A 16124-nucleotide genomic window follows, 5' to 3' on the forward strand; every position below is an offset into this window, starting at 1 on the left:
GATTATGCAGGTTGTGTCGGGCGGTCGAAAATACGGCGTCCAAAGGCGCTCGCTGCCAGTTCGACCATCAGGCGGGCGCTCTTGCCCCGATCGTCGAGAAACGGGTTGAGCTCGACCAGGTCGAGACTGACAAGCCGCCCGCACCGTCCCACCATTTCCATTGCCAGATGCGCCTCGCGCACCGTCGCGCCGCCCGGCACCGTGGTCCCCACACCGGGCGCCAGATCGGGCTCGATGAAATCGACATCGAGGCTCACATGCAAAAGCGCGTCATCCGCCTCGACTTCCTTGAGGATGCGCCGCACGATTGCGCCGATCCCGTGCTCGTCGATCTCGGCCATGTCGTTGACGTCGGCGCCCCGCGCCGCCAGCAGGTCCACTTCCGCCGGATCGATAGAGCGAGCGCCGACCAGATGATAGCGGCTTGCCGGCATCGTCGGACACTCGAGCATACCGTCGAAACCGGCCTCGCCGCAAAAAAACGCCGCCGGCATGCCATGCATGTTCCCCGACGTCGAAGTCTGCGGCGTATTGAAATCGGCATGCGCATCCAGCCACAGCACGTGCAGCTTCTTGCCCACCCGATCCGCATGCCGCAAGGCGGCCGCCACAGAACCGAACGAGAGCGCATGGTCCCCACCCAGATAAACAGCCGTGCCGTCCGCTAGAGCACTCTCGCCCGCATCGGCCAGCGCCCGGGCAAACCCGGTCACCTCAACGACATTATGCGCCAGCCCTTCGAGCGCGAATTCATTGCCTTCCGGCAAGACATCGCCGCGATCGATCACCGTATGCCCAAGCCCCGACAAGGCCTCCGCCAGCCCGGCGATCCGCAGGGCTTTAGGGCCCATCGAACACCCCTGCCGCCCCGCGCCGTCTTCGACGGGCGCTCCAATCAGGGTGATGGTTCTTGGCTCGGGTCCACGCATGCGCTTTTGCCTCCAAATGCTGCTGCCAGCATGCCCAAGCAATGCGCAGACGAAAAGTTGCAAATCTGCGCAATCCGGCACTAGAATTGATCGATTTGACAAAGACCATTGCTCAAAATGCCAACCACCGATCATCTCGACCGTAAAATCCTGTCCCTCCTGCGCGACGATGCCCGCCTGCCCATCGCCAGCCTTGCCGCGACCCTTGGCGTGTCCCGCACCACCGTACGGGCACGCATGGAGCGCATGGAGGCCAACGGCACCATCTCGGGCTACGGCGTTCGCCTCGGCGAGCCCGACGACGCCGAACGCGTCCGCGCCATAGCCATGATCGAGGTCGAAGGCCGGGTCACCGACAAGGTCGCCCGCGCCCTCTCGGGACTGCCGCAGGTGCGGGCACTCTACAGCACGAATGGGCGCTGGGATCTCGTCGCCGAAATCGAAAGCGCTTCGCTGCCCGAATTCGATTCGGTCCTCGGCGCCATCCGCCTGATCGAGGGTATCAGCCTAACCGAAACCAACATCCTGCTAGCGGTCCGCTTCAGGCGTTAAGCCGGCTTATCCGCCAAGAGTGGACGCCGCCCGTCCAAGCCTTTACCAATTCCAGCGCGCCTTTTCCCTGCGATTCGCCCGGAGGAGAAACCAAGTGTCGATCGGATTTGGCCTTGAGCGATTGGGCCTGTTGACCCTGCGTTTCCCTCGCATCGTGGCCATCGCGGTCCTCGCTTTTACGGCGCTTTGCACCTTTCAGCTCACCAAATTCAATATCGATGGCGACCTGCTGCGCCTCTATCGTGGCTCCGGCATCGAATACGACCGCTACATCGCGCTGACCGAGAATTTCGGCACGTTCGAAAACGACGTCTATCTCCTGGTCCAATCGGACACTCTGACAGACCCCGGCACACTCGAGGAACTACGCTTTTTGGGGCTCGAGCTCGAACTCAACGAATTTGCCGCCGGCACAATGTCACCCTTCTCTCTGCGGCGCCCCGCCGAAGGTGGCACGTCGGTGCCTGCCGTTCCCGAAGGCATGGAAACCAGCGAGCAGGTCGCCGAGGCCCTCGCCGATCTGCGCATCAACGATCCGCTGATGAGCAATCTCATTCTCGCCGATAACGCGGGAATGGTGATGATCATGTTCCCCGACCCCCAGACGATGGCAGAACTTGGCGAAGACACAATGCTAGCCTCGCTGCGTGAATTGATGGCCGCCTATGAGAGCGAGGACATCCATATCGAATTGACCGGCCCGGCGATCTGGAAGGAGGAGGTGCTCAATGCATCGCGCTTCGATCAGCTCCTGTTCATGGTCGCCGGTGTGGTTCTGGGATTTCTCACCGCCCTTTTCAGCTTCCGCACCTTTTGGGGCGCGCTGATCGCCACGCTCACTCCCGTTGTCACCGCCTTCTGGGTCACCGGCATGACCATTCTGGTGTTTGGCAGCTTTACCTTTCTCACCAACATCATTTCAGCCCTGGTGCTGGTCATCGCGTTCGCCGAAAGCATGTATTTCTGCCTTTACTGGATGCGCACCGGTAACACCGGCCCCGATCAGCGCGCGGCCCTCATCGAAACGGTCCGCAAGGTCAGCCCGGCCTGCGCCTTGACGGCAATCACCACGATTATCGCCTGCACCAGCCTTGCCCTGGCGCCCGGCCAGGGGCTGCGCGAATTTGCGATTTCGGGCGCGCTTGGCATGGCGCTGGCCTTCCTGGCCCTTGTCACCTTCCTGCCCCTGTCGTTGCTGCTTGCCATGCGGCTCGGCTTCCGCATGCGCAAAACGCCGTCGGCCGCCCTGACCGCCCCCATACCGCTGGTTCGCCGCATCGCCCACGCCGCACCGCGCAGCGCCGCCCTCGCCGCCATTTTGGTCGCCGGCCTGCTGCTCATCCCGCACTTCCTGCTCGAGCCGCACTTCAAGTTTCAGGATTTCCTGCCCCGGGGCAGCGATGCCATCGCCACCAGCGATCAGATCGATGCGGGCGTCGGCGGCGTTGCCCCGGTCTATATCCGCATCCCCCTGGAGGGCGGTTTGACCGAAATGACCGACGGCGATTTCGCCACCGTCGAGCGTGTCCACCAGATCGCGGAAAACAATTTCGGCGTAGGCAAGGTCATCTCCGCCGCCAGCTTCCGGCACTATTCCGAATTGGGGTTCTCGCGCGAACGTATCTTCGAGGCGGTCGGCCCCTTCCTGCGCCAGCGCTTCGTAACCGACGATGGCATGCAGGCGCTCATAACCGCCTTCTCTCCAACATCGGAAAATGCCCGGCAGACCGTAGCCCTCGTCGAATCGATGCGCGCAGAACTGACATCCGCTGGAATCGAGGGCGCCGAAATCTCGGGCTTCCGCGTGCTTACCGCCTATGCAAGCCTTGATATGATCGGCACCCTCCAGATCAGTCTGATGCTCGCCATTGCGCTCTCGGTCGTCCTGATCGGCATCGCCTTCCGCTCATGGAAGCTGGCGCTGGTATCCGTGATCCCTAACAGCCTTCCAATTCTTCTGACAGAGCTGTTCCTGTATGCATCGGGCATTCAGTTGCAGTTGACGACTGTCATTTCCCTTACGATAGCCTTCGGCATTGCCGTCGATGACACGATCCATTTTCTGGCCCATTATGCCCGGGCTCGCGAACGGGGAGAGACCATCGCCAAGGCCGTCGATACGACCCTCGACAGGGTCGGCCCGGCCCTCATCGCAACCACGCTCATCCTGATTGCCGGATGTGCGGTGGTCACGGTTTCGGTGCTGCCCCAGGTCGCCCTGTTCGGCTTTTTGACCGTCATCACGCTGCTTGCAGCGTTGATCGGCGATCTGATCGTCTTGCCCGCCTTGCTGATCGGTGGCGGAATGGTGTTTGCCAGATGGAGTGAAAGAAAAAATGGGATCCCTGCCTAGAGCCGAAGCACCCGAGCCGGAGCGCCTGCGGTCCCAGGACCGAGCCGGGGCGCGAAGTCCATTTCGGGATATGGACGAGCGGGCTGGCGACGGATTGGGGGCGCAGCCGCCCGGCCCTTCGGGTCGCCATTTGGGGCTGACAGGCTCTAAAGCGCTTCGGGCGAAAGTGATGGCTTGCGCCATCGCCCTTGCAGGCCTGCCGCTCGCCGGCCCCGCCTTCGCGGCACAGGAGGATGTCGATCTGCTCAAGAGCTATGTCGGAGATTGGCGCGGTCGCGGCTCGGCCGTCCTTGCGTCCACCGGCAAAGAGGAAACCGTCGTCTGCCGTATGTCCGTCGAGGACACTGGAGCCGCCCGGGTGACATTCGACGGCCGTTGCACCCTGGCCGGCCGGACGATCGCGGTGGCCGGCACAATGATCTGGAACGAGCAGGCCAGCCAGTATGAAGCCGCAATGTCCTCGGTTGCCGGCTTCCAGAGCCTGGCCATCGGCCGCCGCAACGGGGACGATATCGACTTCGAACTCATCAACCGCAACGCCGAAGGCAAGGAATACCGGGTAGAGGCCGCAATGGCGCTCCAGGATGCTCAGATCGGCATGGACCTCCATATCACCGATCTCTCGACCGGCGGCGTCACCACGGCTCAGGTGCCATTCACCCAATAATGGGCAGCGCGCCCTCGGGTCGCATACAAAAAGGGCGCCTCACGGCGCCCCTCATTGCAATCAGAACGGGATGTCGTCGTCCATGCCACCCGGCTCGAACGCCGGAGCGCTGGACGGCCGCCCGCGGTTTTCGACCTGCCGGCTGCCGCCACCATATCCGCCGCTGTCGCGGTCACCGCCGCCTTCACCGCGCCCGTCGAGCATGGTCAGGGTCGAATTGAAACCCTGCAGCACGATCTCGGTCGTGTACTGGTCCTGCCCGTCCTTCTCCCATTTCCGGGTCTGGAGCTGGCCCTCGATATAAACCTTGGCGCCCTTTTTGAGATAGTTCTGGGCCACCTTGGCCAGCCCTTCGCTGAAAATCACAACCCGGTGCCATTCAGTCTTTTCGCGCGGCTCCCCCCCCCCTCCGTCGCGCCAGCGCTCCGACGTCGCAATACGCAGATTGACCACCGGATTGCCGTTGGGCAGCGACCGCACTTCGGGGTCGGCACCCAGATTGCCAACCAGAATAACCTTGTTCACGCTTCCCGACATATTCGCCTTCCTGTCTCTTGTCCGCCGGACCACGATCCGGCCAGTCACGTTGCGCGCACTATATAGCCATCACCGGCAAAAGTTCAGCGCCAAGCGGGGCTATGCACAACTCGTTTGTTCTTATTTTGTTCAAAATTGTTGACAAATGTCAAGCTTGACCGAATCCAATTTGTTCCTATTATGTTCACTTGCAGGGCTGCTCTGCGCAGGCCGGTCTTGCAGGCAGGCGACGTTGTGCTTAAGTGAACCGGACGCTTCCCGCGCCCGTTAATATGTTTGTTGTCGGCCCGGCCGGCCCGCTATCGCTGGATAATCGCCCATGAATGACATTTCCAATCCCAATCGCGACATCGTCATCCGGGGCGCCAAGGAGCATAACCTCAAGAATATCGACGTTCGCCTGCCCCGCGACAAGCTGATCGTGATGACCGGGCTCTCGGGCTCGGGCAAGTCCTCGCTCGCCTTCGATACCATCTATGCAGAGGGTCAGCGCCGTTATGTCGAAAGCCTTTCGGCCTATGCGCGTCAGTTTCTCGAAATGATGCAAAAGCCCGATGTGGAAAGCATCGAGGGGCTCTCGCCGGCCATTTCCATCGAGCAGAAGACCACGTCGCGCAATCCGCGCTCGACCGTCGGCACCGTCACCGAGATTTACGACTATCTCCGCCTGCTGTTCGCCCGCGTCGGCATTCCTTATTCTCCGGCCACCGGGCTTCCCATCGAAAGCCAGACAGTTTCCCAGATGGTCGACAAGGTCATGGCGCTCGAAGAGGGCACCCGCCTTTACCTGCTGGCGCCCATCGTGCGCGGCCGCAAGGGTGAGTACCGCAAGGAACTGGCCGAACTCATGAAAAAGGGCTTCCAGCGCGTCAAGATCGATGGAGCGTTTTATGAGATCGAGGAAGCCCCGGCCCTCGACAAGAAGCTCAAGCACGATATCGAGGTCGTCGTCGACCGTGTCGTCGTCAATGCCGATATCGCGGGCCGCCTTGCGGAAAGTTTCGAGACCGCGCTGCGCCTGGCCGATGGCATCGCGTTGACCGAATATGCAGACCAGACCGAGGAAGACGGCAGCCCCAAACGCCTCACATTCTCGGAAAAATTCGCCTGCCCGGTGTCCGGCTTTACCATTGCGGAAATCGAGCCGCGCCTGTTCTCGTTCAACAACCCCTTCGGCGCCTGTCCGGTTTGTTCCGGGCTCGGCACCGAGGCCAAGATCGATCCCGATCTCGTGGTGCCAGACGGATCGCTGTCATTGCGCGACGGCGCCATCCAGCCCTGGTCGAAAACCTCCTCGCCCTATTATCTCCAGACCCTGCAGGCCGTCACCCGCCATTTCAAGGCGTCGACCGGCACCGCATGGCAGGATTTGCCCTTCGAGGTCCAGCACGCCATCCTGTTCGGCACCGACAAGACCAAGATCGAATTCATCTATGACGACGGATTGCGCAAATATTCGACCCAGAAGCCATTCGAGGGCGTCATCGGCAATCTCGAGCGCCGCTACCGGGAAACCGAATCCTCGGCGGCCCGCGAGGATATCGAGCGCTATATGTCCGCTGCTCCCTGCCCGGCCTGTAACGGCTATCGCCTGAAACCCGAAGCGCTGGCGGTCAAGATCCATGGCTGCCACATCGGCCAGGTCTCGGAATTGTCCATCAAGGGCGCAGCCGAATGGTTTGCCGATCTGCCCGCCCATCTCAACGAGACCCAATCGGCAATCGGCGAGCGCATCCTCAAGGAAATCCGCGACCGGCTGGCCTTCCTCAACGATGTCGGCCTGCAATACCTGACGCTCTCGCGCAATTCGGGCTCGCTTTCGGGCGGTGAAAGCCAGCGTATCCGCCTTGCCAGCCAGATCGGCTCTGGCCTGACCGGTGTCCTTTACGTGCTCGACGAACCCTCGATCGGCCTGCACCAGCGCGACAATGCGCGTCTGCTCGAAACCCTGCGCCGTCTGCGCGACCTGGGCAACACCGTCATCGTTGTCGAGCATGACGAGGATGCCATTCTCACCGCCGATCACGTCCTCGATATCGGTCCGGGCGCCGGCGTTCACGGTGGCAACATCATCGCTCAGGGCACCCCCGACGATGTCCTGTCGCACCCCGACAGCCTCACCGGACAATATCTGTCCGGCCGCATGGGCATTCCGGTTCCCGCCGAGCGCCGCAAGGCCAAGAAAGGCCGCCAGCTTTCCCTCAAGGGCGCAACCGGCAATAATTTGAAAAATGTCTCGGTCGACATCCCGCTGGGCATGTTCGTGGCCATCACCGGCGTCTCGGGCGGCGGAAAGTCCACGCTGACCGTCGATACGCTCTATCAGGCCATCGCCCGCCGCCTCAACGGCGCCCGCGTGCATCCGGCCCCGCACGAAAGCCTGACCGGGCTCGAACTGCTCGACAAGGTCATCGACATCGATCAGAGCCCCATCGGCCGCACCCCGCGCTCCAACCCCGCCACCTATACGGGCGCCTTCACCCACATTCGTGAGTGGTTCGCCAACATGCCCGAATCCAAGGCGCGCGGTTACGGTCCCGGGCGCTTCTCGTTCAACGTCAAGGGCGGCCGCTGCGAAGCGTGCCAGGGCGATGGCGTGATCAAGATCGAGATGCACTTCCTGCCCGACGTCTATGTCACCTGCGACGTCTGCAAGGGCCATCGCTACAACCGCGAAACCCTCGAAGTCCAGTTCAAGGGCAAGTCGATTTCCGACGTTCTCGACATGACGGTCGATGAGGGCGCCGAGTTCTTCTCTGCGGTGCCGGTCATCCGCGACAAGCTCGTCACCCTCCAGCGGGTCGGGCTTGGTTACGTCAAGATCGGCCAGCAGGCGACCACTCTCTCGGGCGGTGAGGCGCAACGCGTCAAACTGGCCAAGGAATTGTCCAAACGCGCCACCGGTCGCACGCTTTACGTTCTCGACGAGCCGACAACCGGCCTGCACTTCCATGACGTCGCCAAATTGCTCGATGTGCTCCAACAGCTTGTCGATACCGGAAACACCGTCATCGTCATCGAGCACAATCTCGAAGTCATCAAGACGGCGGACTGGATCATCGACCTGGGCCCCGAAGGCGGCGATGGCGGTGGCGAGATCGTTGCCGTCGGCACCCCCGAGCAGGTCGCCGAGAGCCCCCGCTCCCATACCGGCCACTTCCTCAAGGAAATCATGGAGCGCCGTCCCTTGCGCATGACGGCCGCTCAATAGCCACGAACGCTGCGGCCGGTGCCATGCACTCCATGCAGGGGCGGCGTGCGCGCCGCCCGATAACGGACCGTCATGATTCGTGCCTATCCTTGGGTCGTGCAAACAGCCTGCATGGAGGATTCCATGTTCGTGCGTATCGCCTGGAAGCAATCGATGCCCCTTGGCGCAGACCCGCGCAGCCTGCGCCGCATAGCTCCGGTCCCCCGGCGCGGCTGCGATGACCTTGAAATCCCCGTCCGGGATTTCGCCAAAATGACCAAGGGTCTTTTCGATCGCCACGGCTAGAGCGCTTCCAGAATAAGTGGACACCACTTATTCGGTTCGGAAGCGCGACAAACAGGGAATTGGATGATTTCCGCGATTCGAAGAAGCGGAAATCATCCAGTCTGGTGAGAGACCAAATAAGAGCGGCGCTCCGATACCCCCGGAGCGCCGCTCGTCATTTGTCCCTGTTCCAGCCATGCGAAAACCGCATGGCGGAAATGACTAAATCCCTAGTGCAAAGGTCGTCTTTAACGGCCTATATCCCGGTCATCGAAACGAAAGGAACATGACATGGGTATTCGTAAGACTTTGCAGAAATGGTCGGCCTACCAGCAGACGGTTCGCGAACTCAACTCGCTTGGCAACCGTGAACTGACCGACCTCGGCATCACCCGCGGCGATATCGAACGCATCGCGCGCGATCATGCCAGCCAGCTTTAAGCTTCAGACGACCTCCAACGTCCGAACACGAAAAAGGCATCCTTGATCGGGATGCCTTTTTTGATTCAATGGGCCGAACGCCCTCGCAGTTCCTCATAGGAAATGCAGACCGTCTTTTCGAACGCAGGCCGTCTCTTCAGCCGCTCGTGCCACGCCTCGATGCCCGCAAGTGACGGCAGGTCGACCTCCATGGTCGTCAGGCGATAAAGCGAAACGCCGGCAACGATATCGGCATAACTGAATTCATCACCGGCCAGATAATCGGTTTTTTCCAATTGCCCATTCATGATCTGCAGTGCCGCCACAGTGTCCTTGAGCGCCGCGGCGATCGCCTGTGTGTCATGGTTTTCCGGCGGTGTACGCACCAATTGCCAGAAGAGCGGTATCCAGCCACGTTGAAACGTCGTAGCCGTCCAGTCCGTCCACTGATCGATGGGGGCACGGTCCGTCGGATCGACCGGCCACAATGTTTCGCCTCCAAAAACCGCCGCCACGTACCGCACCACGGCGTGGCTCTCCCACAGCGTCAACTCACCGTGCTGGAGCACCGGCACCAGCCGGTTGGGGTTCATTGCGCCGAATTCCGGCGTATCCAGACCGCCGAACCGGCCGCCCACTTCCCGCAATTCGAACCGAACGCCGGTCTCTTCGAGCGCCCAGCGCGCCTTTTGCAGATTGGCCGAGCTTGCCCGTCCCCAAAGTATCAAATCCGTCATCGAAAGCTCATCTGTTAAGCAAGCGTGAATCGCCCTGCCCAATAGTCATGCAGAACATGCAAGGCGGCAATGAGCAATCAGCCTCTGCACATGCGCGCCGATTCTCATTAGCTAAGGGGCGTAAGACGAAAGGAGATAGAAATGGACATTCGCAAGACTTTCAAGCGTTGGTCAGCCTACCAGCAGACGGTTCGTGAACTCAACGCCCTCGGCAATCGCGAACTGAGCGATCTCGGCATCGCCCGCTCGGACATCCAGCGTATTGCTCGCGACCATGCCAGCGCGCTCTAACCGCACTGGCCATACATATCAGACAGTCTGAAGGGCGCTCTTTGTCGGAGCGCCCTTTTTCGTTTGCCCCTGGTTAGCCTTCAGGAACATCGGACGGCACTGCCCGTTCTCCCCTTCTCCAAGAAAGAAAGGGAAAGTCATGCAAAACCTGCAAGGCAAATCCATAGCCATTCTTGCCACCAACGGTTTTGAACAGTCCGAGCTCGAGGTCCCGCGCGACAAGCTCCGCGGCGCCGGCGCCACCGTCCATGTGATCTCGCTCGAACCCGGCCGGATCAAGGGCTGGGACAAGGACGACTGGGGCAATCCCGTGGACGTCGACAGGACGCTCGATAGCGTCTCCGCCGATGATTACGACGCCATCGTGCTCCCCGGCGGCCAGATCAATCCCGACCTGCTGCGCGTCGAACAGAAGGCCCTCGATTTCATCTCGAAATTCTGGTCCGACAACAAAACGGTCGCCGCCATCTGCCACGCCCCCTGGCTGCTTGTTGAAACCGGCATCGCCAAGGGTCGCAAGATGACGTCCTACCCCTCGGTCAAGACCGACGTCATCAACGCCGGCGCGCATTGGCAAGACAGCCCCGTCGTCACCGATCAGGGCCTCGTCACCAGCCGCAATCCAGGCGATCTCGATGCCTTTTGCGAAAAGATCGCCGAGGAGATCAAGGAGGGCCGGCACGAGCGCCGCGCCGCCTGATCTAGAACACCTGTGACCAAACGCAGCGCGCGGCAGTCTTGGATTGCCGCGCGCTTTTCGTCTATAGCCATGCCAACTCTATAAACGGATGGTGTCATGGCGAAAATTCATGTGATCGGTGGCGGCCTGGCCGGGTCGGAAGCAGCTTGGCAGGCGGCCCAGGCCGGGGTCGATGTGGTGCTGCACGAAATGCGCCCTGTCAAACCCACCGACGCGCATCACACCGATGGCTTTGCCGAGCTTGTGTGTTCGAACAGCTTTCGCTCCGACGATCACGAACACAACGCCGTCGGCCTTCTGCACGAGGAAATGCGCCGCGCCAATTCCCTCATCATGGCCTGCGCCGACAAATGCGCCCTCCCCGCCGGCGGCGCCCTCGCCGTCGATCGCGACGGCTTTTCTCAGCAAGTCACCGAGGCGCTTGAGGCCCATCCCCGCATCACCATCGCCCGCGAGGAGGTCGCCGGCCTGCCGCCTGCCGAATGGGACAATGTCATCGTCGCCACCGGCCCTCTGACCTCGCCGGCCCTCGCCGCCGCCATCCAGGAATTGACCGGCGAAGACTCGCTGGCCTTTTTCGATGCCATCGCCCCGATCATTCACTATGACAGCATCGACCTCGATATCGTCTGGGCCCAGTCGCGCTACGACAAGCCCGGCCCGGCCGGCACCGGCGCGGACTATCTCAACTGCCCGATGACCGAGGCGCAATACAACGCCCTCATAGACGCCCTGCTCGCCGCCCCGCTGCACGAGTTCAAGGATTGGGAGATCGTGCCCTATTTCGATGGCTGCCTGCCCATCGAGGTGATGGCCGAACGCGGCCGCGAAACCCTGCGCTTCGGTCCCATGAAGCCTGTCGGCCTCACCAATCCGCGTGATCCGGAAACCAAACCCTACGCGGTGATCCAGCTCCGCCAGGACAATGCGCTCGGCACGCTCTGGAACATGGTCGGCTTCCAGACCAAGATGCGCTACGGCGTACAAACCGAAATCTTCCGCATGATCCCCGGGCTCGAAAACGCCCAGTTCGCCCGGCTCGGCGGGCTGCACCGCAACACCTTCCTCAATTCCCCTAAGGTGCTGAGGCCGGACCTCAAGCTCAAGGCCGATCCTCGTCTGCGGTTCGCCGGTCAGGTCACCGGCGTCGAAGGCTATGTGGAAAGCGCCGCTATGGGGCTGATCTGCGGTCGCCTTTCGGCAGCAGAGGCCAAGGGCGAAACACCCGCCCTGCCGCCCGCGACCACTGCGTTCGGCGCGCTCATCGCCCACATCACCGGCGGCCACATCGAATCCGAATCCTACTCCGGAGCCCGCAGCTTCCAGCCCATGAACGTCAATTTCGGTCTGTTTCCGCCCGTGGAAATCAAAAAACCCGAGGGCCTCAAGGGCCGCTGGCGCGGACCCGACAAGGCAAAAGCCAAGAAAAAAGCGGTCACCACCCGTGCGCTGGATGATCTCGCCGGCTGGCTTTAGAGCGTGTCCAGATAAAGTGGATACCACTTTATCGGTTCTGACGCGCGACAATCCAAGGACTTGGAGCCGCGGCCCGATTCGATCGGACCGCAGCACAAAGCGTCAGCGGGCGTTTCGCAACGCCCACCAGATAACAGACCAGAGGCGACCGAACGCCGATGGCGCCGGCCGTGCCGTGAACGGTTGATTGGCCTGCCGGGCCAGCGCCCTGATGTCTGCCCTGACCAGCGCCAGGCTGGCAAATGCCGGTTTGATGCTCCCATCAAGTTCAGCTACCGCATGCGCCGCCTTGTCCGCATGCCCCTGTGCCAATTCGCCAGCCTGTGCCAACGCCGCCCGCAGTCCTTCGCTGTCCTTGCCGGCATATATATCGGCCTCACGCACCCCGTGTGCGGCAAACAATGCCAGCGGCAGGAAGAGTTGCCCGCGCGATGCGTTATAGCCAAAGGCCCGCACATGGCCCGCCAGGGCCTGCGCCACCCCCAAATGTCCGGCAGCGTCGGCCGCCTGATCCACCGGTCCGCCCGCGAGAATCATCGCTGCATACTGATACAGCACTGAAACCGTCTCACCCGCATAACCCTCGAACTGCCCGATATCGGGCATGGGGTCGTGATAGAGGTCGAACCGTCTTGCAGCCAGCAGCCGCAGCAATGGGCCGCTGGGCAATTCATGGCGTTCGAGTGTCCTGAAAAGGGCATCGGCCACCGGATTGCTGGCAATGGCCCCGTGCCCTTCGCCTTCAATGGCATCGACCCACCACTGCAGTCGGATTTCCCCCGGCACCGGCTCGGAAACCCGCTCGCGAATTGCCGCAATCTCGGCTGAAAAGGCAAAAACCGATTGCACCGCCGCGCGGTACTGCGCGGGAATGACAAGGCTCGCGGCGTAGCGGTCCCTGTCGAGTTCACGCAACTGGTCCGCCGCCAGAGCAAGACTGTCGCTCATCTAGCGTGCCTTTTCGACGCTGATCAGCGCCGCGCCAACCGCCCGGTTCTCGGCCAGAAGGACATTATAAGTCCGGATGGCGCTGCCGGTCGAAACCGCTTCGACGATGACGCCCTTCTCGCGCAACGTTGCCCGTATCTCGGGTGGGATCGCCGCAATGTCGGGGCCCATGCCGATCAGCAGCACATCGATGTTGTCCGCGCTCTCGATCACTCGCGCCAGGGACACAAGCGTCACATCGCCCGCCGCCTCGACATGCCAGGCATACATGCCCGACGGCAGGCAGATCAGCGAACCGCGGTGCGACATCTCGGCAAACCGGAATCCGCCATCGCCATAGGCATCAATGGTCGCCTGATAGGGATAGTGTCCCTGCCCTGCTTCCCAGGCCATTTGCCTGCCTAGACCGCGGCGCCGTCGGCACGGCGCTCAGCTTTTGGCTTTTCCACCTCTTCGGTTTCCGCGCGCGTCTTTACACCCAGATAGAGCAGGATGGGCGCCGAAACGAACACCGAGGAATAGGTGCCCACGAACACGCCCCACGCCATGGCCAACGTGAAACTGCGGATCACCTCGCCGCCGAAAACAACAAGCGCGATAAGCGCCAGCGCCGTGGTGCCGCCGGTCAGAATGGTCCGCGTCAGCGTCTGGTTGAGCGACATGTTGATGATTTCGGCAAGGCTGATCCGCTTGTATTTGGCCAAATTCTCGCGAATCCGGTCGTAGATCACCACCGTGTCGTTGAGCGAATACCCGATTACGGTCAGCACCGCCGCGATACTCGACAGGTTGAATTCGAGTTGGAGCAGCGCGAACAGCCCCACTGTGAGCACCACGTCGTGGACGAGCGCCAGGATCGCGCCAACGCTGAACTGCCATTCGAACCGCAGCCAGACATAGATGACGATGCCGACCATAGCCACCAGAATGCCCACGATGCCGTTAAAGGCCAGCTCCGACGATACGGTACCGCTCACCGCCTCGGTGCGCCGCACCTCGTAGTCTTCGGCAACGGCGTCGGTCACCTGCTGCACGGCCGCCTGCTGCGCGGTTTCGTCGCCATCCTGCGTCCCGATGCGCACGAGAACATCGGAGGGCGAGCCGAACTCCTGCACCTGCACTTCGCCGATGCCCAACGCGCCAAGCCGCGCGCGAAGATCGCCGACATCGGCCTCCCCGTCATTGGCCTGCAATTCGATGGCGCTACCGCCGGTAAAGTCGATGCCCAGATTGAGCCCGCGCGTTGCTTCCAGTGCCACGGTGCCGATCAACAGCACCAGCGTGAAGGCAAAGCCGAACTTGCGCCAGCTCATGAACGGTATCTTGGGCTCGAGTGGCAGGAACCGTTCGAGAATGTTGACCTTGAGCGTCTTGGGACGGCGATTCTGGAACCAGGTGGTGACAAGAAGCTGCGTCACCAGATAGGCGGTGAACATCGTTGTCAAAACACCGATGGCCAGCGTCACGGCGAAGCCCTGAACCGGTCCCGAGCCGAGAAAGAACAACACAACGGCCGCGATCAGCGTCGTGACATTCGCATCGATGATTGTCGTCATCGCCCGCTTGAAGCCCGCATCGATCGCCTGGAAAGGAGATCGGCCGGCGCCCAGTTCCTCGCGTATGCGCTCGAAAATCAAGACGTTGGAGTCGACGGCCATGCCGACGGTAAGAACGATACCGGCGATGCCCGGAAGCGTCAGCGTCGCCCCCAGCGTTGAAAGTGCCGCCAGGATCATGCCGATATTGAGCACCAGCGCGATATTGGCAAACACCCCGAACAGCCCGTAGGCCGCCAGCATGAACAGCACCACGCCCGCCGTACCGATCAGCCCCGCGGTCACCCCCGCATTGATCGAGTCCGCGCCAAGGCTCGGACCCACCGTGCGTTCCTCGACAATGTCGAGCGTCGCCGGAAGCGCGCCCGCCCGCAACAGAACGGCCAGGTCGCTCGCCGAATCCGAAGTGAAATTGCCTGAAATCTGGCCGGTGCCGCCTGTGATCGCCTGCTGGATGGTCGGCGCGGTGATGACCTCGCCGTCCAGCACGATGGCGAACCGGCGTCCAACATTTTCCGAGGTGATTTCGCCGAATGTAATGGCGCCCTGCGTATTGAACCTGAACGAAACGACAGGTCTGTTGTTCGGGTCGAATGCCGGCTGGGCGTCGACAAGCTCTTCGCCACCGATCGCCACGTCCTCATAGAGCAGCTCGTCGAACCCGTCAGTGCTCGGCACGATCATCGTGCCGGCAGGCAACCCTTGCGCCTGCGCCTGGGCGGCACTCATCGAGGGATAAACCAGATGGAAGGTCAGCCGCGCCGTCTGGCTGATCAGGTCCTTGAGCCGCTCGGAATCGCCAAAGCCGGGTACCTGCACAAGGATACGATCATCGCCCTGGCGCTGGATGATCGGCTCGGTCGTTCCCACCTCATCGATACGGCTGCGGATCACTTCGAGCGATTGCGCCACAAGCGAGGACATACGGCTCGAAATGGCATCCTCGGTCAGCGTGACGAGGATACGGCCGCCCGACGTCGTAATGTCGATCTCGGGGGCCGCCGTGCCGCCACCGAAAATTCCGCCTTCGACTGGCTCGGCCAGCGGCGCCAGTGTGTCGCGCGCCGCGTCGAGCTGGCTCGGGTCGGTCAATTCGACATTGAGCGTGGCGCCATCCGTCGTAATAAGACTCCCGATACCGGCCTCGATCAGCATGGCGCGCGCATCGCGCCTGATGTCGCTGATCCTTCCTTCGACGATATCGTCGCGGTTGACCTGCAACAGAAGATGCGACCCGCCCTGCAGATCGAGACCGAGCACGATTTCCTGTTGTGGCAGCCAGCCCGGCAGTCCCGCCCTTGTCTGCTCGCTGAGAAAATTCGGCATGACCGCCAGGACGCTCAGCAGCGTCACCAGGAGAACGGCGATGGTCCGGAATGGCGGGAACTTCATGGGAAACCTTCGTTTTTAATGGTCCATAGCGCCGACGCCTAACGCGCCGGCGCTACCGGATTCGCATGCGCAAGGCATGGCCCTGCGGCTG

15 protein-coding genes are annotated in these 16124 nt (G+C 61.8%); 9 read left to right on the plus strand and 6 right to left on the minus strand.

Annotated features, from left to right (window positions below):
- Positions 1–2: 2 nt before the first annotated feature.
- On the minus strand, positions 3–929 hold the full coding sequence (rocF, locus tag KKY_RS07035) for an arginase (protein ID WP_014130623.1): 927 nt from the start codon (positions 927–929) through the stop codon (positions 3–5).
- Between the two features lie 117 nt (positions 930–1046).
- Here rocF and KKY_RS07040 point away from each other — a divergent pair, with 117 nt between their 5' ends.
- The 3 genes from KKY_RS07040 (at position 1047) to KKY_RS07050 (ending at position 4501) form a co-directional block, all read left to right on the plus strand.
- On the plus strand, positions 1047–1481 hold the full coding sequence (locus KKY_RS07040) for an Lrp/AsnC family transcriptional regulator (protein ID WP_014130624.1): 435 nt from the start codon (positions 1047–1049) through the stop codon (positions 1479–1481).
- Positions 1482–1575: 94 nt separating this feature from the next.
- A complete protein-coding gene (locus KKY_RS07045) occupies positions 1576–3834 on the plus strand; it encodes an efflux RND transporter permease subunit (RefSeq protein WP_014130625.1) in 2259 nt (752 codons plus the stop codon).
- Positions 3835–4003: 169 nt separating this feature from the next.
- Entirely contained in the window at positions 4004–4501 is a 498-nt protein-coding gene (locus tag KKY_RS07050) for a hypothetical protein (protein ID WP_014130626.1), read from the plus strand.
- A gap of 60 nt (positions 4502–4561) precedes the next feature.
- Here the strand turns inward: KKY_RS07050 and ssb are convergent, their stop codons facing one another.
- The gene (gene ssb, locus KKY_RS07055) at positions 4562–5038 is read right to left on the minus strand and encodes a single-stranded DNA-binding protein (protein WP_014130627.1); all 477 of its coding nucleotides are present in this window, start codon (positions 5036–5038) and stop codon (positions 4562–4564) included.
- Between the two features lie 319 nt (positions 5039–5357).
- On the opposite strand from ssb, the gene uvrA reads away from it, so the two are divergent.
- The 3 genes from uvrA (at position 5358) to KKY_RS19950 (ending at position 8954) form a co-directional block, all read left to right on the plus strand.
- A complete protein-coding gene (gene uvrA, locus KKY_RS07060) occupies positions 5358–8249 on the plus strand; it encodes an excinuclease ABC subunit UvrA (protein ID WP_014130628.1) in 2892 nt (963 codons plus the stop codon).
- Positions 8250–8372: 123 nt separating this feature from the next.
- Positions 8373–8534, plus strand: coding sequence for a hypothetical protein (locus tag KKY_RS20475; RefSeq protein WP_158308058.1), 162 nt, complete (start codon positions 8373–8375; stop codon positions 8532–8534).
- A 270-nt stretch (positions 8535–8804) separates the two neighbouring features.
- Positions 8805–8954: a DUF1127 domain-containing protein gene (locus KKY_RS19950; protein WP_014130629.1), complete on the plus strand. Its 150-nt coding sequence runs from the start codon at positions 8805–8807 to the stop codon at positions 8952–8954.
- Between the two features lie 65 nt (positions 8955–9019).
- Here the strand turns inward: KKY_RS19950 and KKY_RS07065 are convergent, their stop codons facing one another.
- Positions 9020–9670, minus strand: coding sequence for a glutathione S-transferase family protein (locus KKY_RS07065; RefSeq protein ID WP_014130630.1), 651 nt, complete (start codon positions 9668–9670; stop codon positions 9020–9022).
- A 141-nt stretch (positions 9671–9811) separates the two neighbouring features.
- On the opposite strand from KKY_RS07065, the gene KKY_RS19955 reads away from it, so the two are divergent.
- The 3 genes from KKY_RS19955 to trmFO all read left to right on the plus strand — a co-directional run bounded on the left by KKY_RS19955 (position 9812) and on the right by trmFO (position 12137).
- Positions 9812–9961, plus strand: a complete 150-nt coding sequence (locus KKY_RS19955; RefSeq protein ID WP_014130631.1) for a DUF1127 domain-containing protein — start codon at positions 9812–9814, stop codon at positions 9959–9961.
- 139 nt (positions 9962–10100) lie between these two features.
- Positions 10101–10661 carry a type 1 glutamine amidotransferase domain-containing protein gene (locus tag KKY_RS07070; RefSeq protein ID WP_014130632.1) on the plus strand — a complete coding sequence of 187 codons (561 nt, stop codon included), beginning with the start codon at positions 10101–10103 and terminating at the stop codon, positions 10659–10661.
- 96 nt (positions 10662–10757) lie between these two features.
- On the plus strand, positions 10758–12137 hold the full coding sequence (gene trmFO, locus KKY_RS07075) for a methylenetetrahydrofolate--tRNA-(uracil(54)-C(5))-methyltransferase (FADH(2)-oxidizing) TrmFO (RefSeq protein ID WP_014130633.1): 1380 nt from the start codon (positions 10758–10760) through the stop codon (positions 12135–12137).
- Positions 12138–12239: 102 nt separating this feature from the next.
- Here the strand turns inward: trmFO and KKY_RS07080 are convergent, their stop codons facing one another.
- From KKY_RS07080 to secD, 3 genes are read right to left on the minus strand one after another with little or no spacing between them, the layout of a single operon-like run.
- Entirely contained in the window at positions 12240–13085 is an 846-nt protein-coding gene (locus KKY_RS07080; RefSeq protein ID WP_014130634.1) for a phytoene/squalene synthase family protein, read from the minus strand.
- Positions 13086–13478 (minus strand): Mth938-like domain-containing protein, encoded by a 393-nt coding sequence (locus KKY_RS07085; protein ID WP_014130635.1) that lies wholly within the window; start codon positions 13476–13478, stop codon positions 13086–13088.
- 8 nt (positions 13479–13486) lie between these two features.
- Positions 13487–16033: a protein translocase subunit SecD gene (secD, locus tag KKY_RS07090; RefSeq protein WP_014130636.1), complete on the minus strand. Its 2547-nt coding sequence runs from the start codon at positions 16031–16033 to the stop codon at positions 13487–13489.
- Positions 16034–16124: the final 91 nt, after the last annotated feature.

Source organism: Pelagibacterium halotolerans B2 (assembly GCF_000230555.1).
GTDB lineage: Bacteria > Pseudomonadota > Alphaproteobacteria > Rhizobiales > Devosiaceae > Pelagibacterium > Pelagibacterium halotolerans.